At 70.6% G+C, this 25,389-nt stretch carries 24 protein-coding genes; 4 read left to right on the forward strand and 20 right to left on the reverse strand.

The window, feature by feature from the left end; all coding sequences use genetic code 11:
• Window positions 1–7 precede the first annotated feature (7 nt).
• Window positions 8–436 carry a polyketide cyclase / dehydrase and lipid transport gene (locus BJY18_RS11920; RefSeq protein ID WP_184780032.1) on the reverse strand — a complete coding sequence of 143 codons (429 nt, stop codon included), beginning with the start codon at window positions 434–436 and terminating at the stop codon, window positions 8–10.
• A 111-nt stretch (window positions 437–547) separates the two neighbouring features.
• On the opposite strand from BJY18_RS11920, the gene BJY18_RS11925 reads away from it, so the two are divergent.
• Window positions 548–2,344, forward strand: a complete 1,797-nt coding sequence (locus BJY18_RS11925) for an AMP-dependent synthetase/ligase (protein ID WP_184780033.1) — start codon at window positions 548–550, stop codon at window positions 2,342–2,344.
• A 156-nt stretch (window positions 2,345–2,500) separates the two neighbouring features.
• Here BJY18_RS11925 and BJY18_RS11930 read toward each other — a convergent pair whose 3' ends face one another.
• The 3 genes from BJY18_RS11930 to BJY18_RS11940 all read right to left on the reverse strand — a co-directional run bounded on the left by BJY18_RS11930 (window position 2,501) and on the right by BJY18_RS11940 (window position 5,414).
• Window positions 2,501–2,959 carry a YbjQ family protein gene (locus tag BJY18_RS11930; protein ID WP_184780034.1) on the reverse strand — a complete coding sequence of 153 codons (459 nt, stop codon included), beginning with the start codon at window positions 2,957–2,959 and terminating at the stop codon, window positions 2,501–2,503.
• A 27-nt stretch (window positions 2,960–2,986) separates the two neighbouring features.
• Window positions 2,987–4,093 (reverse strand): FAD-dependent oxidoreductase, encoded by a 1,107-nt coding sequence (locus tag BJY18_RS11935; RefSeq protein ID WP_184780035.1) that lies wholly within the window; start codon window positions 4,091–4,093, stop codon window positions 2,987–2,989.
• Window positions 4,094–4,169: 76 nt separating this feature from the next.
• Complete coding sequence (locus BJY18_RS11940; protein WP_184780036.1) at window positions 4,170–5,414, reverse strand: aspartate aminotransferase type Ic; 1,245 nt, start codon at window positions 5,412–5,414, stop codon at window positions 4,170–4,172.
• 61 nt (window positions 5,415–5,475) lie between these two features.
• Between BJY18_RS11940 and BJY18_RS11945 the strand changes: the two genes are divergently transcribed.
• Window positions 5,476–5,958: a hypothetical protein gene (locus tag BJY18_RS11945; protein ID WP_184780037.1), complete on the forward strand. Its 483-nt coding sequence runs from the start codon at window positions 5,476–5,478 to the stop codon at window positions 5,956–5,958.
• A gap of 35 nt (window positions 5,959–5,993) precedes the next feature.
• Here the strand turns inward: BJY18_RS11945 and BJY18_RS11950 are convergent, their stop codons facing one another.
• The 13 genes from BJY18_RS11950 to BJY18_RS12010 form a co-directional block, all read right to left on the reverse strand.
• The gene (locus BJY18_RS11950; protein WP_184780038.1) at window positions 5,994–6,515 is read right to left on the reverse strand and encodes a hypothetical protein; all 522 of its coding nucleotides are present in this window, start codon (window positions 6,513–6,515) and stop codon (window positions 5,994–5,996) included.
• Window positions 6,479–6,967 (reverse strand): Rv1363c family protein, encoded by a 489-nt coding sequence (locus BJY18_RS11955; RefSeq protein WP_184780039.1) that lies wholly within the window; start codon window positions 6,965–6,967, stop codon window positions 6,479–6,481. The genes BJY18_RS11950 and BJY18_RS11955 overlap by 37 nt, the downstream gene beginning before the upstream one ends.
• Window positions 6,967–8,208, reverse strand: coding sequence for an MlaD family protein (locus tag BJY18_RS11960; protein ID WP_184780040.1), 1,242 nt, complete (start codon window positions 8,206–8,208; stop codon window positions 6,967–6,969). The genes BJY18_RS11955 and BJY18_RS11960 overlap by 1 nt, the downstream gene beginning before the upstream one ends.
• Window positions 8,205–9,404, reverse strand: a complete 1,200-nt coding sequence (locus BJY18_RS11965; protein WP_184780041.1) for an MCE family protein — start codon at window positions 9,402–9,404, stop codon at window positions 8,205–8,207. The genes BJY18_RS11960 and BJY18_RS11965 overlap by 4 nt, the downstream gene beginning before the upstream one ends.
• On the reverse strand, window positions 9,401–10,597 hold the full coding sequence (locus tag BJY18_RS11970; RefSeq protein ID WP_184780042.1) for an MCE family protein: 1,197 nt from the start codon (window positions 10,595–10,597) through the stop codon (window positions 9,401–9,403). Before BJY18_RS11970 ends, BJY18_RS11965 begins: the two co-directional genes overlap by 4 nt.
• Before the next feature lie 43 nt (window positions 10,598–10,640).
• Window positions 10,641–11,672, reverse strand: a complete 1,032-nt coding sequence (locus BJY18_RS11975; RefSeq protein WP_184780043.1) for an MlaD family protein — start codon at window positions 11,670–11,672, stop codon at window positions 10,641–10,643.
• Complete coding sequence (locus BJY18_RS11980; protein WP_184780044.1) at window positions 11,669–12,706, reverse strand: MCE family protein; 1,038 nt, start codon at window positions 12,704–12,706, stop codon at window positions 11,669–11,671. Before BJY18_RS11980 ends, BJY18_RS11975 begins: the two co-directional genes overlap by 4 nt.
• Window positions 12,703–14,058: an MCE family protein gene (locus BJY18_RS11985; protein WP_184780045.1), complete on the reverse strand. Its 1,356-nt coding sequence runs from the start codon at window positions 14,056–14,058 to the stop codon at window positions 12,703–12,705. Before BJY18_RS11985 ends, BJY18_RS11980 begins: the two co-directional genes overlap by 4 nt.
• Complete coding sequence (locus tag BJY18_RS11990) at window positions 14,055–14,927, reverse strand: MlaE family ABC transporter permease (protein ID WP_184780046.1); 873 nt, start codon at window positions 14,925–14,927, stop codon at window positions 14,055–14,057. The genes BJY18_RS11985 and BJY18_RS11990 overlap by 4 nt, the downstream gene beginning before the upstream one ends.
• 2 nt (window positions 14,928–14,929) lie before the next feature.
• Window positions 14,930–15,724, reverse strand: a complete 795-nt coding sequence (locus tag BJY18_RS11995) for an MlaE family ABC transporter permease (RefSeq protein ID WP_184780047.1) — start codon at window positions 15,722–15,724, stop codon at window positions 14,930–14,932.
• A gap of 87 nt (window positions 15,725–15,811) precedes the next feature.
• Entirely contained in the window at window positions 15,812–16,570 is a 759-nt protein-coding gene (locus tag BJY18_RS12000) for a glucose 1-dehydrogenase (RefSeq protein WP_184780048.1), read from the reverse strand.
• A 42-nt stretch (window positions 16,571–16,612) separates the two neighbouring features.
• Window positions 16,613–17,494, reverse strand: a complete 882-nt coding sequence (locus BJY18_RS12005; RefSeq protein WP_184780049.1) for a 3-oxoacyl-ACP reductase — start codon at window positions 17,492–17,494, stop codon at window positions 16,613–16,615.
• A gap of 155 nt (window positions 17,495–17,649) precedes the next feature.
• Entirely contained in the window at window positions 17,650–17,841 is a 192-nt protein-coding gene (locus tag BJY18_RS12010) for a ferredoxin (RefSeq protein WP_184780050.1), read from the reverse strand.
• A 103-nt stretch (window positions 17,842–17,944) separates the two neighbouring features.
• Between BJY18_RS12010 and BJY18_RS12015 the strand changes: the two genes are divergently transcribed.
• Window positions 17,945–19,126, forward strand: a complete 1,182-nt coding sequence (locus tag BJY18_RS12015) for an acyl-CoA dehydrogenase family protein (RefSeq protein WP_184780051.1) — start codon at window positions 17,945–17,947, stop codon at window positions 19,124–19,126.
• 8 nt (window positions 19,127–19,134) lie between these two features.
• Complete coding sequence (locus BJY18_RS12020) at window positions 19,135–20,157, forward strand: acyl-CoA dehydrogenase family protein (RefSeq protein ID WP_184780052.1); 1,023 nt, start codon at window positions 19,135–19,137, stop codon at window positions 20,155–20,157.
• 36 nt (window positions 20,158–20,193) lie between these two features.
• Here the strand turns inward: BJY18_RS12020 and BJY18_RS12025 are convergent, their stop codons facing one another.
• The 3 genes from BJY18_RS12025 to BJY18_RS12035 all read right to left on the reverse strand — a co-directional run bounded on the left by BJY18_RS12025 (window position 20,194) and on the right by BJY18_RS12035 (window position 25,282).
• The gene (locus BJY18_RS12025) at window positions 20,194–23,115 is read right to left on the reverse strand and encodes a bifunctional acetate--CoA ligase family protein/GNAT family N-acetyltransferase (RefSeq protein WP_246458847.1); all 2,922 of its coding nucleotides are present in this window, start codon (window positions 23,113–23,115) and stop codon (window positions 20,194–20,196) included.
• A gap of 2 nt (window positions 23,116–23,117) precedes the next feature.
• A complete protein-coding gene (locus BJY18_RS12030; RefSeq protein WP_184780053.1) occupies window positions 23,118–24,281 on the reverse strand; it encodes an acetoin utilization protein AcuC in 1,164 nt (387 codons plus the stop codon).
• A gap of 296 nt (window positions 24,282–24,577) precedes the next feature.
• A complete protein-coding gene (locus BJY18_RS12035; RefSeq protein WP_184780054.1) occupies window positions 24,578–25,282 on the reverse strand; it encodes a DJ-1/PfpI family protein in 705 nt (234 codons plus the stop codon).
• Window positions 25,283–25,389 lie beyond the last annotated feature (107 nt).

Genomic DNA, 25,389 nt, shown 5'->3' on the forward strand with positions numbered 1-25,389 from the left:
GACCTCCCTAGTCGCCGGTGCCCGGCTCCCCGTGCCGGGGCGGCACCCCCGGCGCGCGCCCGTCCTCGAGGATCTCCTTCAGCCCCAGCGCCACGTCCTTCGCCGCCCTGGCCCGCCGGTCGAACTCGCGGCGCAGCTCACGTGGGCGCAGCTCGCGCACGGCACCGCCGGGACCGGCGGGCGTCGCGCGCAGGAAGTAGTGCAGCACGGTGCCGTCGAGCACGGGTTCCAGCCAGACCTCCATCGTACCGACGAGAGCTCCGGTGACGGTCCAGCGCAGCCCCTTGTCGCCGCGGTCGGTGTAGACCTCGAGCACGAGATCCGGCCAGTAGCGCCGCCACGAGGCCGGACCGGCGAACGCGGCGGCGAGCGTGCCCGGCGGCACCGCGATGAACGTCTCGTCGACGAGGTCGAGCACAGGTGGTCCGGGGTTCACCTCGCCACGATGTCACGCCCTCGACGAGCACCTCGTGCCAGCATGGTCTTAAGGTCTACGGCACGCTAAGTTGACCGGCGGGTAACCGCCGCGCCGAACACGGAGGTCCACGTGCGCGAATACAGCGCCCCCGCCGGGAAGCCGGTGACCGACGACGAGAACCTGGCCGACGTCGTCTGGGCGAACGCCGAGCGCTTCTCCGACGTCGTGAGCTTCCGCAGGCAGGTCGAGGGCACCTGGCTGGACGTGACCGCGAAGGACTTCGCCGATCAGGTGTCCGCGGTGGCCAAGGGCCTGATCGCGGCCGGCGTCGGGCACGGCGCCCGGGTCGCGCTGATGTCCAAGACCCGCTACGAGTGGACGCTGCTCGACTTCGCGATCTGGGCGGCGGGCGCGGTCACCGTGCCGATCTACGAAACCTCGTCCCCGGAGCAGGTGCAGTGGATCCTGTCCGACTCCGCGGCCACCGCCGTGGTCGTCGAGACCGGAGCGCACCGGGACGCGGTCGAGCAGGTCCGCGGCCGGCTGGACGGGCTGACGCGGACCTGGCAGATCGAGGGCGACTCGCCCGCGGTCGACGAGCTGACCGCGCTGGGCGCCGAGGTGTCCGACGAGGACCTGCACGAGCGCCGCCGCGGCGTGACCGCCGACGAGGCGGCCACGATCGTCTACACCTCCGGCACCACCGGCAGGCCCAAGGGTGTGGTGCTCACCCACCGCAACCTGCTGACCGAGATCCGCGCCGACATCGAGGCGTTCCCGGAGCTGATGGAGCAGGGCAACTCGCTGCTGTGTTTCCTGCCGCTGGCGCACATCCTGGCCCGCGCGATCGCGGTGACCGCGCTGTCGGCGCGGGTGACCCTCGGCCACACCCCGGACGTCAAGAACCTGGTGCCCGACCTGGGTACGTTCCGCCCGACGTTCGTGGTCGCCGTGCCCCGCGTGTTCGAGAAGGTCTACAACACCGCCAAGCAGAAGGCGCACAGCGACGGCAAGGGCAAGATCTTCGACGCCGCCGAAGCGACCGCGGTCGCCTACAGCGAGGCGCAGGACCGCGGTGGCGCCGGAATGGGCCTGCGCGCGAAGCACCTGCTGTTCGACAAGCTGGTGTACGGCAAGCTCCGCGCCGCGCTCGGCGGCAGGTGCGTCGCGGCGGTGTCCGGCGGGGCCCCGCTCGGCGCACGCCTCGCGCACTTCTTCCGCGGCATCGGCGTTCCGGTGTTCGAGGGCTACGGCCTCACCGAGACCTCGGCGGCGGCGAACGTGAACACCACCGCCGCATTCCGCGTGGGCACCGTCGGGCGGCCGGTCGCGGGCACCTCGGTCCGCATCGCCGAGGACGGCGAGATCCTGCTCAAGGGCGACGTGGTCTTCGGCTCCTACCACAACAACGAGGCGGCGACCGCCGAATCGCTCACCGACGGCTGGTTCCACACCGGCGATCTGGGTGAACTCGACGACGACGGCTTCCTGAAGATCACCGGGCGCAAGAAGGAGATCATCGTGACCGCGGGCGGCAAGAACGTCGCGCCGTCCGGTCTCGAGGACACCATCAAGGCCGCACCGCTGATCAGCCAGGCGATGGTGGTGGGCGACCAGCGCCCGTTCATCGCCGCGCTGGTGACCGTGGACGAGGAGTACTTCCCGTCCTGGAAGACCCAGCACGGCAAACCGGCCGAGGCCACCGTCGCCGAGCTGGCGACGGACCCGGATTTGCTGGCGGAGATCCAGTCCGCGGTCGACGAGGCCAACAAGCAGGTCTCGCACGCCGAGGCGATCAAGAAGTTCACCGTGCTGTCCGGCGACTTCACCGAGGCGGGCGGCGAGATCACGCCGAGCCTGAAACTCAAGCGCAACGTGGTGAACAAGAACTACGCGAACGACATCGAGGCGCTGTACCGGAAGTGACCGCGGGCGCCCGGCTCCGTCCACAGTGGACGTTCAGCCGGGTCAGGGGTCCGGACCTCGCAGCACGTCCGGGTTCCGGACCTCGAGCACGCCCGGTGGCACCGGAGACCCGTGCACCGCGGCGGCCGGAAGTACGCAGGCCGCCGCGGTGCACGGTCACTGCTGCGGGGCCTGGTACTGCTGGGGCGACTGGAACTGCTGCTGCTGTTGTTGCTGCTGCTGTTGCTGGGCCTGCTGCTGCGGGGCGCCGTCCGGCACCACGTACACCGCCGTGCCGTAGGCGGCGATCTCACTGGCGCTCTGGGCGATTTCGTTGCAGTCGAAGCGCAACGCGAGCACCGCGTTCGCCCCGTGCTGGATGGCTTCCTGGGACAGCCGGAAGAGCGCCTCGTTACGGGAGTCCGAGAGCAGCTTGGACAGTCCTTTCAGCTCACCACCCGCCATCGCCTTGAAGCCGGACCCGATGTTGGAGAACATGTTGCGGCTGCGCACGGTGAGGCCGAACACCTCGCCGAAGACGCGGACCACCCGGTAGCCCGGCAAATCGTTCATCGTGGACAGCATGATCGGAAACTGCTGATACTGCTGTGGTGCTGGTGGTGCCGGTTGAGTCATGCGCGGATCGTATCGTCGCGCGAGCGCTCACGCGGTGATTTCCGTATTCCAGTCCAGGCGATGGCGGTAGACCCAGCCACGTTCCTCCCCCACGTCCTTCCCTGCGCTCGCGGCCACCAGCTTCTCGACGCGGGCGCGGCGCACTCGTTCGTAGGCCGCGAAAGCGGATGCCGGAGCGGGCAGGTCCCGCAGGCACTTGCCCAGCACCACGGCGTCCTCGATGGCCATCGACGCGCCCTGCCCCGCCGCCGGTGAGGCCGCGTGCGCGGAATCCCCCACCAGCACCAGGTCCGGCGTCGACCACACCCGGGTGGTGGGCAGGTCGTAGGAATGCCCGCCGTACACCTCGTCGCCGGTCGCGGCCACGATCTCCGCGCACGGCAGCGGATCGCCGGCGAAGGCGGCACCGGCGAACTCCCGCCAGCCGGCCGGGGTGACCGCGGCGACCTCCGCACGCGGGCGTTCGCCGTCGAAGACCCGGGCGAACCAGAACGTGGCCCCGTCGGGTGCGGTGGTGAAGCCGAACGCGGCCCGGCTGCCGCGAATCATCCGGTAGATCCCGGGCGCGACGGGCAGTCCTTCGGCGCGCGTGTAGCCGTAGACCACCGTCACCCCGGTGAACCGCGGGAGCGCCGCGTCCGGGTCGATGAGCCCGCGCACGCGCGAGTGCACTCCGTCCGCGCCGACCAGGACATCACCGGACTCGGTGCTGCCGTCCTCGAACGTCGCGGTCACGCCGTGCTCGCCGGAGGTCGCCCCGGCCAGCCGGCGGCCGTGCGCGAGAGCGATGCCGCGGCGCTTCGCTTCGTCCTGGAGCACGCGGTAGAGCCCGGCCCGGGTCAGCGTGCGCGGGCCGGCGAGGTCTTCGGTGCCGAACTGCCGGCTGCTCAGCGTGTTCCCGTCCGGTCCGGCCAGCTCGACACCGCGTGCGGCGAACGACGCCTCGACCACCGGAGCTTCGGCCCCGATCGCCCGCAGCGCGTCCATGCCGTTGTGCATCACGGTGAGGAAGGCCCCGGCGTCCGCGCCGCCGGAAGGATGCGCTTCGAAGACCACCGGTTCGTGACCGGCCCGCTGCAGCGCCATCGCCGTGACCGTGCCCGCGACGCCACCGCCTGCGATCAGAACCCGCATCACCACCCCCTGGAAACGTCCGTGCCGCCGCCACCGTAACGGGTGGCGGCGGCACGGACGTGCTCTCCGGGGTCTCTCAGGCGCGCTCGGCCACCGCGAGCCGCAGGCAGACGGCGAGACCGCGCACCGCCTCCTCCACCTCGGCCAGCTCCGGGAACGTCGGCGCGATGCGGATGGTCGCGTCGGCCGGGTCGTCTCCGTGCGGATGGGTCGCCCCGGCCGGGGTCAGCGCGATGCCCGCCTCCTTGGCCAGCCGCACGACCTCCTTCGCGGTGCCCTCGGGCACGGTCAGCGAGATGAAGTACCCGCCGGCCGGCTTCGTCCAGCTCGCCAGGCCGGAGTCACCCAGCTCCTCGGTGAGGATCCGGTCCACCGCGTCGAACTTCGGCGCGATGATCTCCGCGTGCTTGCGCATGTGCGCGCGAAGCCCGTCGGCGTCCTTGAGGAACCGCACGTGCCGCAGGTGGTTGACCTTGTCCGGGCCGATGGTGCGCAGCGCGATCAGACCCAGCCACCACGCGATGTTCGCCTCGGAGGCACCGAAGAAGCCGACGCCCGCCCCGGCGAAGGTGATCTTCGAGGTGGACCCGAACACGAACGCACGGTCCGGATTACCGGCCTCCGCGCACAGCGCGAGCAGGTCCGCCACCTCGGTCTCCACCTCGGTGAGATGGTGCACGGCGTAGGCGTTGTCCCAGATGATCCGGAAGTCCGGTGCGGCAGTGGGCATCGCGGCCAGCCGCCGGGCGGTCTCGTCGGAGAAGGTGACCCCGGTCGGGTTCGAGTACTTGGGCACGCACCAGATGCCCTTGATCCCGGCGTCCGCGGCGGCCAGCCGCTCGACCTCGTCCATGTCCGGGCCGGTCCCGGTCATCGCCACCGGGATCAGCTCGATGCCGAACCGGGCGGCGAGGTTGAAGTGCCGGTCGTAGCCGGGCACCGGGCACAGCATGGCCACGCGCGGCTCGTCCGCCCACCGGCGTTCCCCACCGGGCAGGGTGGACAGCATCGCCTGCGCGACCGTGTCGTGCATCAGCTCCAGGCTCGAGTTCCCGGCCGCGAGCAGCTGCTCCTCCGGCACCTGCAGTGCGCCCGCGAAGATGCGGCGCAGCTCGGGCAGGCCCTTGAGCCCGCCGTAGTTGCGGGTGTCGGAACCGTCCTCGGCGCGGTACTCGCCGTTGGGCAGGGTCAGCAGGTCCGCGGCGAGGTCGAGCTGGCGGGGCGACGGCTTGCCGCGGGTGATGTCCAGGGACAGGCCGCGGTCGACGAGCGCCGCGTAGGCACGACGGGCGGAGTCGACGTCGACGGAAGCTGTGGTCATGGCCTCCACGCTAAACCGCTCGTCGACACGGTTTTCCGACAGGGTGGGCTAGCGTGGGTACGTGCGGTACGTGGTGCATGCCGATCTGCGGCAGTTCTCCTTGCGGGACAAGAGTGCCTGGCTCCCGGGCGACGGCGGGTGGACCGACGAGGCGGTGACCTCGCATCGGATCGCCGTGGAGCCGTCGTCGCTCGCGGTGGCGACCGCGCGGTCCGATCTGGTCGAGGTGGAGGTGTCCGCGCATCCGTCCGCACCACCCGTCCGGGTGGACGCGGAGCACGTCGTGGAGGCCGATCTGGCGGTTCCCGGCGGCGAGGTGACGCTCGCCGGCCCCACCGACTACCCGGACCGGTGGCACCACCTCTCACTGGCACCCGGCCGGTACCGGGTGCGGGTGTCCTATGTGGAGAGCGGGCCCCCTGCCGCACCGTGGAACGAGCACGAGTTCGGCGCCCACTTCCGCTACGTACTGGACCTGTGGCCTTCGGCCTCCCCCGCTCCCGTCGCCGTCCGCCGCGCCGGCGCGGCGGTCTGGGACGGCTGAGCTCGGCCGGTGCACGATCCGGGGGCGAGGCGTGGTCACAGCGGGTCCATGCCGGTGATCTTCCACTGTCCGTCGCTGCGGTGGGCGGTCACCGAGAGCGGCGCCACGGACGACTTCGGGGCGCCGCCCGAGGGCAGGATCGTCTGCTGGTCCAGGAAAAGCAGCAGGCTCGCGTCGTCGCCACGCAGGCTGCGCACGCCGATCGCACGGACAGTGGTGGTGCGGATCAGCTTCTGCTCCGCAGCCTTCTGCCGGGCGGAGGCGAACTGGGTCCGGTACTGGGCCACCGCGGGCCCGCTCAGCACCTCGGCCGCGGCGCGGGTGGTGCGGTCGAGATTGGCGTAGTCGTAGGAGAACACCGCCTTCACCGCCGCACCGACCTGGCCGGTCACCTCCGCGGTCGCGGACTGGTCGGCCAGCGCCTCGTCGTCGCCCGGGCGCAGCAGCCACGCCTGGACGGCGAACCACACGGCGCACCCCAGCGTCACGACCGCGATCGCCAGCGGCAGTACGCGTGTTTTCACGAGCCCACCGCCTGCACTCCCCCGACCTTCCATGCCTCACCCTCCCGGGCGAAATCGACACTCAACCGGGCCTGTTTCGCCGTCGCGGCGCCACCGCCGGTGCTCACCCGCACGTCGAGCACCGCGATCAGCCGGGCGGTGCCCGCCGCCGGGTCGAGGTCGGTCACCGCGGCCTGCACGAGAGACGCGGTCGACACCGTTTTCGTGCTCGTCGCCCGCTGGATCTGCAGCTGCCGGTCGCCGGCGAGGTCCTTCCCGTACTGCCCGGTCGTCGCGGCGATCCACCGGTCCACGTCGGCGGCCCCGCTGTGGTAGTCGACCGTGTTGAGGGTGACCAGCTCCGTGCCCGCCGCGGCGAGCACGGCGTCCCGGTCCCGGCCGCGGGCGAACCCGTCGTCGTGCGCGGCCTGCCACCACGACCAGCCGAACCACGCGGCCGCCAGCACACCCACCACGGACAGCACCCACAGCAGCCGCGTGATCATCAGGACCCGCCCAGCAACGCCCCGAGCCCACCCGCCGCGGGCGTGCCCAACGAGCCCAGCAGCCCGGGCAGCTCGTTCTTCCCGGCGGACGAGGAAGGTTCGGACGGGTGCGGTGCGGCCGGGATCGCGGGCGGTTTCCCGGCGTACGGCGCGTTCTGCGAACCCCGCACAGCGGTCGGGCTACCGGGCGGCTCCGCGCAATAGGCGTTCAGGTTGACCGGCGCTTCGGTGGTGTCGCTGGCCGGACGCTGCTTGGTGCCCTCGTACCCCTTGGTGCACGACGCCGGGTCGAAGAAGTTGAACACCACGCCGAGGTGCCCGCTGCCGTCCGGCGACGTCGACGGCGCGAACGCCGAGATCACCGGATAGGCCACGAGCAGCTCCTCGAGCGCATCGGTGCGCGAGGAGGTGATCTGCGCGGTGGTCAGCGAGTTCGCGAACAGCACCCCGAGGTCGGTTCCCGACGTCGCGAGCACGTCGCTGATCTGGCGGCTCAGCTGGGGAGCCTGGTCGATCACCGTGCGCAGCTCGGGATCGGAGCTCTTGAGCTGCCCGGCGATCGTGTGCAGCCCCGAGGCGAACGAGGTGATGTTCCGGGCCTGCCGCTCCTGCGTCGCGAACACGGTACGCGAATTGCCCAGCAGCCCTTGGGTCTCCGGCACGTACTGGGTGGCGGTCGCGGTCAGCGAACCGGTGCTGTCGAGCAGCTTCTGCAGCTGCAGCCCGGAACCGGCGAACGCGTCGTAGGTCTCTTCCACGACCGTCTTCAGCGATCCGGGGTCGACGCTCGCGACCAGGTTGTCCAGATGCGACAGCACGGACTCCGGCGAGGTGGGCAGCGACGTGCGCTGCTGGTCGATCACCGCGCCGTTCTCCAGGTAGGGCCCGGAATCCCGGTTCGGCAGCAGGTCCACGAACTGCTCCCCGACCGCGGACCGGTTCGCCACCTGCGCCCGCAGATCGGCCGGGATCTCCGGGCCGCCGGAGTCCAGGTCCAGGGTCACGTCGATACCGTGCCCGGTGAGGTCGAGCTTCGCGACTCGGCCCACGGTCACCCCGCGGTAGGCGACCTCCGAGTTCACGAAGATCCCGCCGGAGTCCGCCAGCTGCAGGGTGACCTGATAGCCGCGGCTGCCGAAGAGCCGGTCGAGCCCGGCATAGTGGCCGCCGGCGTAGACCACCGACACCACCGCGATCAGGACGAACACCAGCAGCTGGATCCGGGTCTTGCGGGTGGTCATTTCCCGCCCCCTCCGGTCAGTCCGCCCAGCAGTCCGCCCAGGACACCGCCGAACCCGGGCTGGTTGCTTGCGGGCGGCGCGGTGGTCGGCAGCGGCAGCGGTGCCTCGCCGGGCCCGTTGGTCAGCGGCAGCGAGCCCGGCGCGGTCGGCGAGGCACCGGGCAGCTGGATCGGCGGCTGCGAGGAGTGGGTGAAGTTCTGCACGAGCTTGTCCAGGTCGAGGTTGATCCGCGCGTCGACGTTCGCGTAGTCGCCCTTGATCACGTTGCCCGCGTAGTCCGGGAACGGGTAGGTGAGCAGGATCTGCAGGGCGTCGGGCAGGTTCTTGCCTGCCGCGCCGAGTTCGCGCAGCGTCGGCTCCAGCGCCTCGAGGTTGGCCACGAGCTGGTCGCGACTGCGGTGCACGGTGTCCACCGCGACCCCGGACAGTTTGTTCAGCGCGTTCAGCATGTCCACCAGCTGATCGCGCTGGTCGGCGACGATCTTGATCCCCGGCGCCAGGTCGTCCAGCGCGGTGGTGAGGTTCTGCTGCTGGCCGACCAGGGTGTGCGACAGCTTGTCCAGCCCGTCGATCGCCCGCAGGATCTCGCCCTTGTGCCCGTCCAGCTGGGTGGCCAGCTCGTCCACCCGCGACAGCAACGCACGCATCTGCGGTTCGTTGCCCGACAGCGCACTGTTCAGCTCGTGGGTGATGTTCTGCAGCTGCTCCACTCCGCCGCCGTTGAGCAGCAGCGAAAGCGCGCCGAGGACCTCTTCGATCTCCGGGTTGCGATTGGTGCGCCCGAGCGGGATCTGCGCGCCGTCGGCCAGCCGGCCGGCGGGCTGCTCCGCCCCCGGTGCGCCCAGCTCCACGAACTTCTCCCCCAGCAGGCTCGACTGCCGCAGTTCGGCACGCGCGTTGGCAGGCAGCGCGATGTCGCCGTTCACCGTCATCGCGACGAGCGCGGACCGGGTGTCCGGGGTGAGCGTGACCTTGTCGACCCGGCCGACCGCCACGTCGTTCACCTTCACGGTGGCCTGCGGCACCAGGTCGAGCACATCGGTGAACAGCGCGGTCACGTGGTACGGGTGATCACCCAGATCCGCGCCGCCGGGCAGCGGGGTGGAGTAGAGCCCGTTGAACCCGCCGTCACTGCACCCGGCGAGCACCAGCACCCCGGCCAGCACGCCGGCCAGCCGCCGGCGCACCCGCTTCACTTGCCACCCCCGGAAAGCTGGGTCAGCACGTCGGACAACGGCAGCGGCAGCGGAGGCAACTGCCCGTTCTGCAGGGAGTTGAGCGCCTGCGGGATCGTGGGCAGCTTCAGCGTGCCGTCGAGCACCGGGGCGAGCTTCTTGCAGATGCCGCCGAGCGCGTCCGGGATCGGCTTCGGGGTGCCGGCGCTGATCAGCCGGCACACGGTCAGGATCGGCGGGTTGGTGACCTCGTTGAGGTTGTCCCGCACCGCGATCGTGCCGGACGCCGCGTCGTAGGAGTTGATGAAGTTCGTCGCCCCGGTCGGCGCCACGTCGAGCACCTCGGCGAGCGCGGCCCGCTGGTCCACCAGCACCTTGGTCAGCGAGGCCAGTTTGTCCACATTGGAGCTGAGGGCGGATTTGTTGTCCGCCACGAACTGCTTCACCTGGCCCAGCGAGGAGGACAGGGAGTCGAGCGCGGCCCCGACGTCCCCGGAATCGTCGGCGAGGAAGCCGCTCACATCGGACACCCGCTCGTAGAACTGGTTGAGCTGACTGTCGCTGCGCACCAGCGCGGAGGTGAACGAGTTCAGGTTCCGCACGGTGGAGAAGAGATCGTCCTTGGACTTGTCCAAAGTAGACGATAGGTCGGCGAGGCGGGTCACCGTGGAGTTGAGGTCGGAGCCGTTGCCGTCGAGGTTGTCCGCCGCGGTGTCGAGTACGTCCGACAGCGCGCCGTTCTTGTTGGCGCCGTGGGGTCCCAGCGCGGTGGACAGCTTGTCGAGGCTGGCGTACAGGTCGTCGAGCTCCACCGGGGTGGCGGTCTTGTCCCGCGCCAGCACGGTGCCGCCGGCCAGCGTCGGCCCGGTGTCGTAGGCCGGGGTGAGCTGCACGTAGCGGTCGCTGACCAGGCTCGGCGCGACCACCACCGCCCCGGCACCGGCGGGGATCGGCACGTCGCCGTCCACCCGCATCTCCACGCGCACCGCCTGCCCGTCCGGCGTCACCGACGTGACCTGGCCGACCGGCACGCCCAGCACCCGCACCGACGAACCCGCGTAGAGCCCCACCGTCTTGCCGAAGTACGCGGAGATCTTCGTGCCGCCCGTGTCACGCAGCAGCAGCCACAGCCCGGCGGTCAGCAGAAGCGCCGCCACACACCCGAAAGCCAGCCACGTGACCAGCGATCGCCCGGCCCTGGTCTCGATGGTCATGTCGCCCTCCCTGCGTGGCTGTGGCGGGGGTGGCTGTGGCGGGTCATCGGCCGCCCACCCCCTGGTTCGGCGCGGCGATGGGCGGGGTGCAGCCCTCCGGGTTGATCGACAAGCCACCGGCGGTGATCGTCGGCGGCAGCAGCCCGCACAGGTACCCCTCGAACCAGCGCCCGTTGCCGGTCGCGTTGGCGCCGACCCTGGCGAACGGCGCCATCAGCTGCAGGCTGCGGTCGAGGTTGCTCTGGTTGTGCTGCAGCACATCGGTCACCTTCCCCAGCTCGGCGAGCGTCGGCGCGAGCTGCGTGCGGTTGTCCTCGACGAGCCCGGAGAGCTGCTGCGAGATCTGCTGGGTGCCCTTCAGCAGGGTGCTGATCTGCTCGCGGCGCTTCTGCAGCTCCGAGAGCAACAGGTTGCCGTCGCTGATCACCTGCTGCAGCTGGGCGTTGCGGTCGGACAGCGTCTTGGACACCTGGCTCGTGTTGGACAGCAGGGTGTGCAGGTCGGCGTCTCGCGACGACACCGTCCGCGACAGGGACGACAGCCCGGACAGCGTGTCCTTCAGGTACTTCGGGCTGTCTTTGAGCGCACCGGAGAGCGCGTTGAAGCTGTCCGCCAGCTGCTTCGTGTCGATGTCGCCGACCGTGGTGGACAGCTGGTCGAACGCGTCCTGCAGCTGGAACGGCGTACGCGTGCGCTGCACCGGGATGGCCGCATCCGGATCCTGGGCGCCACCGCCCTTCGGCGTGAGCGCGAGGTACTTCTCCCCCAGCAGCGTCTTGATCTCGATCGACGCCGTGGACTGCTCGCCGACACGTACGCCCTTGACGCGGAACTTCACCAGCACCTGCTTGTGCCCCAGCGACACCGACGTCACCTCGCCGACCTTGACGCCGGCCACCTCGACCTCGTTGTCCGGCGCGAGCCCCGCCGCCTCGGCGAACGAGGCGGTGTAGGTGGTGCCGTTGCCGAAGATCGGGATGCTGTCGGAGAAGTACGTCACCGCGGTCACCAGCACGATGAGCACCAGCGTGACCGCGCCGACCGCTGCCTGGTTGCGTTCCTTCAGCCGCTTCACGGGCCACACCTCGGCGCTCGCTCGGTACCGGGGATCGGCACGATCGGCAGCGTGACGTCGAGCGAGGAGATGCCGACCGTGCCCTCGATACCGCACAGGTAGTAGTTGAACCAGCTGCCGTAGCTCAGCGTCCGGGTGAACTTCTCCAGGTTCCCCGGCAGCACCTGCAGCAGGTGCTCCAGCAGCTGCTGCGAATCGGCCAGGTTTTTCGACACCGTGCCGAGCTGCTTCACGTCGTCGGCCACGGCCGGCCGGGCGTCGGCGAGCAGGCCGGCGGTGGCGGTGGTCAGCTCGCCCAACGCGCCGACCGCCTCGCCGATCGGCTCCCGCTGCTGCGCGAGCCCGCTGACCAGCCGCTGGGTCTGGTCGATCAGGTCGCCCAGCTGCGGTCCGCGCGCGTTGACCGTGCCGAGCACCTGGTTGAGGTTGCCGATCACCTGCCCGATCACCTGGTCCTTGTCCGCGATCGAGGTGGTGATCGACGCGGTGTGCGCGAGCAGGCTGGTGATCGTGCCGCCCTCACCCTGGAAGACCTGCACGATCTCGGCGGAGAGCTGGTTGACCTCCTTCGGGTCCAGCGCCTTGAACAGCGGTTTGAACCCGTTGAACAGCACGGTCAGGTTCAGCGCCGGCTTGGTCCGCTCCGCCGGGATGGTGCCGCCCGCGGGCAGCGTGCCGGGCCCGGTCACGTCGGTGCCCAGCGCCAGGTACCGCTGGCCGACGAGGTTGCGGTACTTGATCGTCGCGGTGGCCAGCGCGGGCAGCCGGTAGGACGAGTCGACCGCGAAGCGGACCTCGGCGCGGGCCTGCTCGCCCTCGGCGACGTCGATCGTGTCGACCTGCCCGACCTTGACGCCGGAGATCCGCACGTCGTCGCCTGCCTGCAGGCCCGAGGCGTCGGTGAACTTCGCGACGTACCCCGAGGCGTTCCCGAAGTTCGTGTTCGCGATGGTCGCCGCGAGCACGCCGGTGAGCAGCACGGTGACCGCGGCGAAGATCAGGATCTTCACCAGCGCCGGGACGAACGACCTCATTTCAGCTCGACCTCCGCCCCGCGGTAGAGCGGGCCGACGAGCAGCCCTGCCCAGCCCGGCACCTGCTCCGGGGTGGTGCCGAGCGTGGGCGAGGCGAGCAGCCCGATCAGCTTGTCCTCGGCACTCGAGCCGACCACCGACGGCGCCCCGCCCGGCGCGCCGGACCCGCCGGAGATCGCGCCGGAGGTGATCTCCCCGGGCAGCGAACCGTCCGGTACCCGCGGCGGCGCGGGCTTGCCGGACCCGTCACGCACCGCGCCGTCGGGCGGGTACTGCGGCCAGTACCCCGGTTTGGGCACCTGCGGATAGCAGCGCGGGCCCCGTTTGTCGTCGTACTTCGGCTCGTCGACCCCGGGCAGGTACTTGCCCCGGCTCGCGGCGAACTCGATGGTCACGCGGCTGACCTCCGGATGCGCGGTGCCCTTGCCGAACGCGAGCTCCGCCTCCGGCACCGAACCCGCCAGCTGCTCGAGCATGCACGGGTACTCCGGCGCGTACTTCGCGAGCACGTCGAGCGTCGGCTGGATCGCGGTGGTGAGGCGGATGAGGTTGTCCTTGTTGACGTCAAGGAAGTTCGTCAGGTCACCGGAAGCGGCGGCCACCGAGGAGTACACATCGGACAGTCCCTGCCGCTTCTCCACCACGGTCCGGCTGGTGGTGGTGAGATCCGAGAGCGCCTGCAGCAGGTCCGGCGCGGCCTTGTCGTAGATCCCGGACACGTTCGCCAGCCCGGTGATGTCAGCGTTGAGGTCGGGCAGCGACGGGTTCAGCTTGCCGAGGTAGTCCGAGAGCCGGGTGAGCGTTTGCCCGAGCTGCTCGCCGCGTCCCTCTAGCGCGGTGGACACCGCGGTGAGCGTGCTCGCCAGCTTCTCCGGCTGCACCGCCTGCAGCAGCGGCATCACGTGGTCGAGCACCTGCTCCAGCTCGATCGCGCTGCTGCTGCGGTCCTGCGGGATCACCGCGCCGGCCTCGATGTGCGACTGCGGGCTGGCCGGCAGCTGCAACGCCACGTACCGCTCGCCGAACAGCGTCTTGGGCAGCAGCCGGGCGGACACGTTCGCCGGGATCACGTCCACCTTGTCCGGCTGCAGGGCCAGCTCCAGCTCGGCGTGGTCGCCGGTCGAGGTGACCGACCGGATCTCGCCGACGAGCATTCCGCGCACCTTCACGTCGCCGCCGGTGCGCAGCTGGCTGCCGACGTGGTCGGTCTCCAGCCTGACGAGCGTGACCGGGGTGAACACCTTCTGGTACACCGCGATCGTGGTCGCGAAGAAGACCGCGGCCACGACGAGGAACGCCAGCCCCAGCACCTGGTGCCGCAGCCGGATGAGGACTTCCCGCCGGGTGCTCATCCGGAGATCCGCACCGTCGTGTTGGCGCCCCAGATGGCGAGGCTGAGGAAGAAGTCGAGCACCGAGATCAGCACGATCGACGTGCGCACCGCCCGGCCCACCGCGACGCCGACGCCCGCCGGCCCACCGGACGCGGTGTAGCCGTAGTAGCAGTGCGAGAGGATCACCAGCACGCTGAACACGATCACCTTGGCGAACGACCAGAGCACGTCCTCCGGTGGAAGGAACAGCGTGAAGTAGTGGTCGTAGGTGCCGGCCGACTGGCCGTAGAGCCAGATGGTGATCTGCCGCGAAGCGAGGTACGAGGAGAGCAGCCCGACCGCGTACAGCGGGATCACCGCGGTCACCCCGGCGAGCACCCGCGTGGTCACCAGGTACGGCATGCTCGGGACCGCCATCACCTCCAGCGCGTCGATCTCCTCCGAGATCCGCATCGCGCCGAGCTGTGCGGTGAACCCGCAGCCGACCGTCGCCGACAGCGCGAGCCCGGCCGAGAGCGGCGCGACCTCGCGCGTGTTGAAGTAGGCGGAGATGAAACCGGTGAGCGCTGCCGTGCCGAGCTGGTTGAGGGCCGAATACCCTTGCAGGCCCACGATGAGACCGGTGAACAAGGTCATCCCGATCATCACGCCGAGGGTACCGCCGATCACCGCGAGCCCCCCGGTGCCGAAGCAGACCTCGGTGAGCAGGCGGGTGGTCTCCCGGCCGTAACGCCGCAGCGTGCGCGGGGACCAGGCGAGCGCGCGGCCGTAGAAGGACAGCTGCCTGCCCAGGCCCTCCAGGCTCGCCCCCGGGCGCGCGATGATCTCCAGCACCCGGGCGTCCTCGGCGGCGCCGCGCTCGACCGGTTCGGCTGTCTGCGTGGTCACGGTCAGAGCGCCTTCGCCGGGACGATCTTGAGGTAGACCGCGGTCAGGACGACGTTGATCAGGAACAGCAGCAGGAAGGTGATCACCACGGCCTGGTTCACCGCGTCGCCCACGCCCTTCGGCCCGCCGGCCGGGTTCAGCCCGCGGAACGCGGCGACCACCCCGGCCACGAAGCCGTAGAGGAACGCCTTGATCTCGCTGACCCAGAGGTCCGGTACCTGCGCGAGGGCGTTGAAGCTGGCCAGGTAGGCACCCGGCGTGCCGCCCTGCAGCACCACGTTGAAGAAGTAGCCGCCGAGCACGCCGACCACGCTGACCAGCCCGTTCAGCAGGACCGACACGACGATCGCGGCGAGTACCCTGGGCACCACGAGGCGTTGCACCGGGTTGACGCCGAGGACCTCCAGCGCGTCGATCTCCTCGCGGATCTTGCGCGCGCCGATGTCGGCGCAGACGGCGCTTCCGCCGGCCCCGGCCACCAGCAGCGCGGTGATCAGCGGGCTGGCCTGCTGCACGATCGCGAGCGCACTGGCCGCGCCCGTGAACGACTGCGCGCCGATCTGCGTGGTCAGCGAACCCAGCTGCAGTGCGATCACCGCACCGAACGGGATGGCCACCAGCGCGGTCGGCAGAATGGTGACACTCGCGAAGAACCAGCACTGCTGGATCCATTCACGGAACTGGAACGGGCGCCGGAAGATCGCCCGCAGCACCTCCCAGGACAGCGTGGCGAGCCGGCCGACCTGGGTCAGCGCCGCGGTGCCCGGGAGGGCGATCGAGCCGGTCTCGCCCACCACACCTCCCAGTAGTCACCCCCGAGTCTTGCCCATCCCCTGCCGCCGGTTTCCGTTAGCGGTGTTCACTCCTCGTTTCCGTCGGCTCGGTCACACCTTCAGCGCGTGCGTGGCCGTCGCTCCCCCGTCGGCGACGAACTCGCCACCCGTGCAGTACGAACTCTCGTCGCTGCCGAGGAACACCAGCAGCGGCGCGATTTCCTCGGCCCGCCCCACCCGCCCCAGCGCGACCTTCTTGCCGACCCAGGACACGTCCACGTCGGTGCCGGCGGCCTCGGAGACCATTTTCGTGTCGATCATGCCGGGGTGCACCGAATTGACCCGGATCCCGCGGGCGCCCAGTTCCAGTGCCGCGACCTTGGTCATCCCGCGGATCGCGAACTTGCTGGCGGTGTAGGCGACGAGGAACGGCATTCCGGCAAGACCCTCCACAGAGGACACGTTGACGATGGAGCCGCCACCGGCCCCTGCCATGGGTTCAACGACCGACCGCATGCCGAGAAACGCCCCGATCTGGTTCACCCGCACCACGCGCTCGTAATCGGCAAGCGTCGTGCTCGCCAGCTCGGAGAAGTGCAGGATCCCGGCGTTGTTGACCAGCACCGACGGCGGGCCGAACTCGGTCACGGTGCGTTCCACCGCGGCCGCCCAGCTGTCCTCGTCACCGACGTCGAGGTGACAGAACGCCGCCGTCTCGCCGAGTTCGCCGGCCAGCGCCTTGCCTTCGGTGTCGAGCACGTCGGCCACCACCACGCGGGCGCCTTCGGCGACGAAAGCCCGGGCAGCGGCGGCGCCCTGCCCTCGCGCGGACCCGGTGATCAGCGCGACCTTGCCGGCCAGCCGGCCCATCTGCATCATCTCCTCGCGGTGAGCGCACGGGGTGTGCGGAAATCAGGGCAGGGCAAGCAGATCGGTCGCGGCGAACATCCGCTCCGGATCGCGGCCGGCGAAGTGCGCGCCCACGGTTTCGGCGAGTTCACCGGTGGTCCAGACCCCGCTCGCGGTGTCGAACCGCTGCTCCACCGACGGCGGGTTCAGCAGCGCGACCATGCCGCCGTGCACGACGAAGACCTGGCCGTTGATCGCGTCGGCGGCCGGCGAGGCGAGGTAGGCGACGAACGGCGCGACGTGCTCGACCGAAAGCGGATCGATCCTGCCCTCCGGAGCTTCGCCGAACACGTCGGCGGTCATCGCGGTGCGCGCCCGTGGGCAGATCGTGTTGGCGCGCACGCCGTACTTCGCCAGACCGCGCGCGGCGGACGTGGTGAGCGCCGCGATGCCCGCTTTCGCCGCGGAGTAGTTGGGCTGGCCGGGTGAGCCGACCAGGAACGCCTCGGACGCGGTGTTCACCAGCCGCCCATAGACGGGTTTTCCTTCCGCTTTGGACCGATCGCGCCAGTACCTGGCGGCATTGCGGGACAGCAGGAAGTGCCCCCGCAGGTGCACCGCGATCACCTTGTCCCAGTCGTCGTCGGACATCGAGAACAGCATCCGGTCCCGCAGCACGCCGGCGTTGTTGACCACCACGTCGAGAGTGCCGAAGTGGTCCACGGCGGCGGCGAGCACCGCGTCCGCGGTCTCGGCCAGCGAAACGTCGCCGGCGACCGCGAGGGCCTTGCCGCCGCCGGCTTCGATCTCGTCGACCACGTCGCGGGCTTCGGCGATGTCGTTGACCACCACCGCCGCACCCTCCCGGGCGAGCGCGAGGGCCTCCGCACGGCCCAGCCCCGCTCCGGCACCGGTGACCACGGCGACCTTGCCTGCCAGGCTCATCGGGCTGCCACCACCCGGATGCCACGGCGGCGCGGCACGCCGCCGACGGTGTCCACTACGGCTGTCCCCACCGCGAGCCTCCTCGTCGAAGCCTGCCTTGACCGACCACAGACTAGAATCTGTTCTCGTTACAGGCAAGTCCCATTTTGACAGGGTCAACCCGTGATGAACAGGGCATTCTTCGGACAGCCCGAGACGGCTTGCGAAACACGTTCTACTTGCTCGGCGGGCACCGCGCCCGGCGTCACGACCAGTTCCTCGTCGTCGTCGAGGTCGAACACCTCCGGCGCGAATCCCACACAGACCGCGTTCGCCTCGCACAGCGTGCGGTCGACACCGACCTCCATACTTCCTCCCGTCCGCCACTCCTGGTACAACTAGAACAAGTTCTAGCCTACCGTCGGCGCCCGGTACCACACCACAACGAGCCCGGCGGGGTGGAGGTGACGGGTGCGTATCGATTACACCGAAGAGCAGCGGGCGCTGGCCGGGCAGCTGCGTGAGTACTTCGCCGAGCTGATGACCCCGGTCCGCAGGGACAGTCTCGCGGCAGCGGGCGGTGAGTACGGGGACGGACTGGCGTACAAGGAGATCGTCCGCCAGCTCGGCAAGGACGGGTGGCTGGCGCTCGGCTGGCCGGAGGAGTACGGCGGCCAGGCGCGCGGCATGCTCGAGCAGCTGGTGTTCACCGACGAGGCGGCCGCGGCCGGCGTGCCCGTGCCGTTCCTGACGGTCAACACCATCGGGCCGACAATCATGCGGTTCGGCACCGAAGAACAGAAGGCGTTCTACCTGCCGAAGATCGCCGCCGGCGAGCTGCACTTCTCCATCGGCTACTCCGAGCCGGGTGCCGGCACGGATCTCGCCTCGCTGCGCACGCGTGCCACACGCGACGGGGACGAGTACGTGGTGAACGGGCAGAAGATGTGGACCAGCCTGATCGAGTACGCCGACTACGTGTGGCTCGCCGCGCGCACCGATCCGGAAGCACCCAAGCACAAGGGATTGTCGATTCTGATCGTGCCGGCCTCGGCAGCGGGCTTCTCGTGGACGAAGGTGCGCACCGTGGCCGGCCCGGGCACCAGCGCCACCTACTACGACGACGTACGCGTGCCGGTCACGTCGAGAATCGCCGACGAGAACGCAGGCTGGCCGTTGATCACCAACCAGCTCAACCACGAGCGCGTCGCCCTGACTTCGGCCGCGCCGTTGCGCACGGCGCTGGCTGAGGTGCTCGCGTGGGCCCGCGGCGCCACTGCGGCCGACGGACGCCCGTTGACCGACCACGAGTGGGTACAGCTGCATCTCGCCCGCGTGCATGCGCACGCCGAGTACCTGAAGCTGCGCAACTGGCGTATCGCGTGGGCCGCGGCGGCCAGCGAGCTCGGTCCGGCGGAGGCGTCGGCGACGAAGGTGTTCGGTACCGAGCTGGCGATCGAGGCGTACCGGTTGCTCATGGAAGTGGTCGGCGCGGCCGCTGTCGTCCGCGAAGGATCGCCCGGCGCCGTACTCGCCGGGCGGCTCGAACGGCTGCACCGCTCCGCACTCATTCTCACTTTCGGCGGCGGGACGAACGAGGTCCAGCGCGACCTCGTCGCCGCCACCGCCCTCGGCCAGCCCGTGACGCGTTAGGAGACGCTGTGGACTTCTCCCTCACCGAGGCGCAGCAAGACCTCGCCGCGCTCACTCGACGGATCCTCACCGAGCAGGTGACCCCGGAATCGCTGGGGCCGCACGGATCCGGCGGCTTCGACGCTCCACTGTGGACGACACTGGCGCGGGCCGGGGTACTGGACGCCGCGCTTCCGTCGTCGGCAGGCGGTGGTGGCTTCGGAGTCCTCGAGCAGTGCTCGGTACTCATCGAGGTCGGCCGCGCGGTCGCTCCCGTGCCGTACCTGCCTTCGGTGATGCAAGCCGGATCAGTGCTGGCGAACGATCCACAGCTGGTCGAACGCTGGCTACTGCCGGTGTCGCGAGGTCAGGCAGTGCTGGCGGTGGCGCTCGGTGGCGCCTTCACCGCTTCAGGCGGGAAGCTCACCGGTACGCAAACTGCGGTGCCCTTCGCGGCCTTCGCCGACGCTGTGCTCGTAGAGGCTTCCGACGGCGTGTACATCGTCGAGAAGGAGGCGCCTGGCGTCTCGATCACACCGCAAGCGACCATCGACCACGCGGACGCCGCGTTGGTCGAGCTGTCGGACGCGTCGGGTACGCCGCTGGGCGACGTCGCGCACGAACTGCGTCTCCGCGGCACGCTGGGCCTTTGCGCGCAACAGCTTGGCGTCGTGGAGCGCGCGCTCGAGCTGACGGCCGAGTACACCCGCGAACGCAAGCAGTTCGACAAGGTGCTGGGTAGCTTTCAGGCAGTACGGCATCGTCTCGCCGACGCGTACATCGACGTCGAAGCCGTACGCCTCACGCTGTGGCAGGCTGCGTGGCGGCTGTCCGAAGGCTTGCCCGCGGACGCCGAAGTGGCCACTGCGAAGTACTGGGCAGCTGAATCCGGGCACCGCGTCGCGCACACCGCCGTACATCTGCACGGCGGTGTCGGCATCGACGTGGAGCATCCCGTACACCGCTACTTCGCCGCGGCGAAGCGTCTGGAATTCACCAGCGGCGGCGCGACCGAACAACTGCTGACACTCGGCCGCCTGGTCACCTCGTGAGTGGCGACGCCGTCTCCTCACGAGGTACGCAGCGGTTCATTCTTCGGGAGGGGTGATCGGTCGCAGACGGCGCGGGCCGGTGTCCGGACGCGTGGGCGGCGGGCCCAGCACCATCCGGGCGTTCGCCACGAACACACCGTCCGGGGACGCGAGGATCGGGTCCAGCGCCAGCGACCGCACCTCCGGGTTGTCCTCGGCGAGCGCGGCCACCCGCAGCACCATGTCCTGCAGCGCGGCCAGATCCGCCGGCTCGTCGCCGCGGTAGCCGGTCAGCAGCGGTGACGTGCGGGGCTCGCGGACCAGCGTCGCCGCGTCCATGTCGGTCAGCGGCACCGCCCGGTAGGCCCGGTCGCCGAGCAGCGTGCTGACCAGGCCGGACAACCCGAACGACACGAGCGTGCCGAACGACGGATCGTCCTGCAGCCCGATCACGCAGGACACGCCCTTCGGGGCCATCCGCTGCACGTACACGTCGTCGTCACCGGACACCTCGCGCAGCGCGCGGTAGGCGACGCGGACCGAGTCCTCGGAGGTGAGGTCGAGCCGCACACCCGCGAGGTCCGGCCGGCCGCGCAGCCGTTCGTCGAGCGCCTTGAGCGTGACCGGATACCCGAGCTCCGCGGCCGCCGCGACCGCGTCGTCCACACTGGACACCACGCGGAACCCGACCACGTCCACGCCGTAGCAGCCGAGCAGCCGCACCACGTCGTCGTCGGAAAGCAGGGTGGCGCTGCCGTCCGCGGGGAGCAGCTCGCGCACGAGTTCCTGGGCCTGCTCCGCGTGCAGGCCGCCCGGACGCACCAGCGTGCCGTGCGGACGTTGCCGCCACGCGGCATACCGCACGACGCGGGCCAGCGCGGTGACGGCGCGTTCCGGACTGGGATAGGACGGGATCGACCCCCGCACCGGCACCCCGTCCTCGGACAGCACCGCCAACTCGTCCGGAATCCCCTCCGCGGCAAGGAAAGTGGAGACGACCGGCTTCAGCTGCTCCGGTTCCAGCACGGCCTGTTTCAACGCCCGCGCGTACGCCGTGCCCGGGATCGCCACCGGCGGCGCGAACACCGCGATCAACGCGTCGGTCTCCGGCGAGTCCAGGGCTTCGCGCACCGCCGCGGCGAACTCGTCCGGCCCGGCCTGCGGTCCGACGTCGACCGGGTCGAAGGCCAGCCGCAGCCCCTCGGCCCGTGCGGTGTCCGCGGCCAGCAGCCCGATCGCACTGGAGTTGCCGACGATGCCGATCCGCGACCCGGCGGGCAGCGGCTGGTGCGCGATCACCAGCGCCGTGTCGAACAGCTGCGCCAGCGACTCGACCCGCACGACGCCGGCGTGCTCGAACAACGCCTGCACGCTGGCCTCGTCGACCTCCGCCGAGGTCGCCGCGAGCTGCGGACGCACCGCGTGCCGACCGGATTTCACCGCGACCACCGGCTTCGACCGCGCGAGGCGACGGGCGAGGCGGGCGAACTTGCGCGGGTTGCCGAACGATTCCAGATACAGCAGCACCAGATCCGTCTCCGGATCCGTCTCCCAGTACTGGAGCAGGTCGTTGCCGGACACGTCGGCGCGGTTTCCCGCGGAGACGAACGTGGACACGCCGAGCCCGCGGGCTTCGGCGTCGGCGAGGATCGCGGTGCCGAGCGCACCGGACTGGCAGAAGAACCCGGTCCGCCCGCGGCGGGGCAGCCGGGGTGCGAGGGTGGCGTTGAGCCGCACGTCCGCGGCCGTGTTGAGCACCCCGAGCGCGTTCGGCCCGACCACGCGCATCCCGTGCGCGCGGGCTTCGCCGACCAGCCGGAGCTCCGCGTGCAGCCCGAGCGGCCCGGACTCGGCGAACCCGCCGGACACGATCAGCAACGTCTTGACGCCCTTGTCCAGGCACGCGTCGAGTACCGACTCGACCGCCTCCGCGGGTACCGCCACCAGCGCGAGGTCGACCCGGTCCGGGATGTCCAGCACGGAGGGGTAAGCCCGCACCCCGCGCACCGACCGGTGCTCGGGGTTGACGGGGTAGACGGTCCCGGCGAAGTCGGCGGCGAGCAGGTTCGCGAACGCGACGTGCCCGACCTTCGCCGGGTCGGCCGAAGCCCCGATGACCGCCACCGAGGCCGGGTGCAGCAGGTTGTGCACGCTCCGCGCCTCGGCCGCCTGCTCCCGCGCCCGCGCGACCGCCAGCGACTCCTCGGTGGATTCGATGTCGAATTCGAGGTGCAGCACTCCTTCTTCGAAGGCGCGGCTGACCTGGTAGCCGGCATCCCGGAACACCCGCACCATGGCGGCGTTCTCGCTCAGCACCTCGGCGACGAACCGCCGCAACCCGGATTCCGCGGCGGCCGCGGCCAGGTGCTCGAGCAGGATCGATCCGAGCCCCCGCCCCTGATGCCGGTCGTCGACCAGGAACGCGACCTCCGCCGAACGCCCGTGCTCGAGCCGCTCGTACCGCCCCACCGCGACGACGTCGTCACCCAGCAACGCCACGAACGCGACCCGGTCGTGGTGGTCCACAGTGGAGAACCGCTCGAGATCCCGCGGCGGGATCCGCGGATAAGCCCCGAAGTACCGGAAGTACCGGCTCCGCTCGGACAACCGCCCGTGCAGGGCGACCAACCCGTCCGCGTCCCCCGGCACGACCGGCCGCAGGTGCACGGTCCCCCCGTCGGACAGCAGTACATCGGCTTCCCACCCCCGCGGATAGTCGTAGGGGTCGCGAGGCCCCCCACTCTGCCGGGAAGACGTGGAGGGCGTCGCCGAATCGCCTCGGGGGCCAGCCTCGAAGCGGTGCGGGTCGGACGCTGCGGAGGCCGAAGATTCTTCGGCGGACGGTATCGGCTCTGGCGGCTTTGTTGGCTCTGTTGGCTCTGGCGGCTCTATTGCTCCTGACGCGCCTGTCGGTCCGGCAGGGTCAGCGCGGTCGGCAGGGTCGCCAGGGGCGGCAGGGTCGGTCGGGTCGGCGGGCATGGTCAGTCCCTCGGGTCGTCCGGGTCCAGGCCGTGCAGGGGGAAGACGGCGCGGCGGGTGTCGCGGATGGCGATGTCCACCGGTTCGTCGGCGGCATCGCCCCACGGGACGAACGTGGTGTCTTTCCCGTCTGTCATCGCGTGCGGGATCTCGGCGTTGGGGGCGGCTCGGGTGACCGTCGCGGTCCAGGACGACGGCAGCGGCGCCTCCGGCGGGACGTCCCGGTCGAGGACGGTGGCCAGCAGGTGCGTCCACGACCGCGGGACCACCCGGATCAGCTGGTAGCCGCCACCGCCGACGGCGAGCCAGCGACCTCCGGCATACCGTTCGGCGAGGTCACGCAGGGTGGCGTAGATCGTGCGATGCCCGTCGACGGAAAGGGACAGGTCGGCCAGCGGGTCTTCCTCGTGGGAGTCGACCCCGCACTGCGTGACGAGCAGCTGCGGCTTGAACTGTTCCAGCAGCGACGGCACCACCGCGTGGAACGCGCGCAGCCACCCGGGATCACGGGTCGATGGCGGCAGCGGGATGTTGACCGCGGTGCCGTCACGGCCGGTCTCCCCCGGATAGCCGGTGCCGGGCCAGAGCGTGAACGGGTGCTGGTGCAGGGAGACGGTGAGCACGCGCGGATCGTCGTAGAACGCTGCTTGCACGCCGTCGCCGTGGTGCACATCGGTGTCGATGTAGGCGATGCGGTCGAAACCGTGGTCGAGCAGCCAGGAAATGCCGATCGCGCAATCGTTGTAGACGCAGAACCCGGCGGCGTGGTCGCGCATCGCGTGGTGCAGCCCGCCCGCGATGTTCACCGCGCGCCGCGCCTGCCCCTCGGCGATCTTCCGAGCGGCGAGCAGTGTCGAGCCGACGACCAGGGCCGACGCGTCGTGCATCCCGCTGAACACCGGGTTGTCCGTGGTGCCGAGACCGTGCCCGACGTCCCAGCCGACCTCCGGGGCTTCCCGCACCGCGGCCAGGTATTCGGGCACGTGCACCCGCAGCAGCTCCTCGTCCCCGGCGGCGGTCGGCACGAGCAGGTCCACCCCGTCGAGCACCCCGAGCGCGGTGGCCAGCCGGACGGTGAGTTCCAGCCGGACGGGATTGAACGGATGCTCCCCGCCCAGGTCGTACCCCAGCAGCGCGGGATCCCAGACAACGGCACGCGAGGACATGTACCGCACTGTACTGGCCGAACGGCCACCCAGCCCGGTCCCGCCGACGGCCACGTCCGGACACGTCCGGCCACCGGCATCCCACCGCTTCCGGTGAACGGCCCGGCCAACGCGTCTCGTCCACGCGGCCGGTCCACACACATGCCGTCCACGCATCCAGCCGACGCGCATCTCCTCCACGGCATCCCGTCCACGCGCCAGCTCACGCGCATCCCGTCCACGCGTCCGGTTCACGCGTCCCATCCACGGCGTCATGTCGGCGGCGTCCGGTTCACGCGGCCGGCATGCCGGTGTGGTCAGTGGGTCCAGACCGTGCCGCGAGCCTCGTACTCCAGCATGGTTTCGACGCCCACCGCGGCGTCCGCGCCGAGTTCGCGGTGCACGAGCCAGAGCGCGAGGTCGAGGCCGCTGGTGATGCCACCGGCGGTGACCAGTGATCCGTCATCGACCACACGGGCGTCCTTCACCACGCCGCCCTGGGCGGCGAGATCGGCTTTCGCACCGTGGTGCGTCGTGCACGGGCGGCCGCGGACCAGGCCGGCAGCTCCCAGCAGCAGCGCACCGGTGCACAGCGACGCGAAGATCAGCCCGTCACGCCGTGCCTCCGCGAGCGCCGACGGCAGTGCCCCCTTCCGGATCTCTCCCCAGATGCCCGGCCCCTGCTTTTTCGAGTATCCGCCGCCGGGCACGACCAGAACGTCCGCCTCGCCCGGCGCCCAGCCGCGCTCAACCTGCACCTTGGTGCCGTAGGCGGCAGTCACCACACCGGGACCGTCGACGCGCGCGTACGAAACCTCCGTCCCCCGCGCCGCATGCATACCCGCAGCGGAGAAGACTTCATACGGGCCGGCGAAGTCCTGCTCCTCCACCCCGTCGAACAACACGACCTGCACGCGCAGTGGCCCGCGCTCCGCCGCCCCGGCCGGCGCCGCGGCGCCGGCCGAGACCGTCGTCGCCACGCCGGACGCTGCCGCGCCACGGAGAAAAGTCCGCCGTTCCATGCACGCCTCATTCCACCCGAAGGGACCTTCCGGGGAAGAAGTCGCCGCGCGCGTGCAAGAAGTTCCCGCCGCAACGGGGATTCAGCGCGCGCACGACGTCCGGCGGA

This window comes from Amycolatopsis jiangsuensis (assembly GCF_014204865.1).
Classification (GTDB): domain Bacteria; phylum Actinomycetota; class Actinomycetes; order Mycobacteriales; family Pseudonocardiaceae; genus Amycolatopsis; species Amycolatopsis jiangsuensis.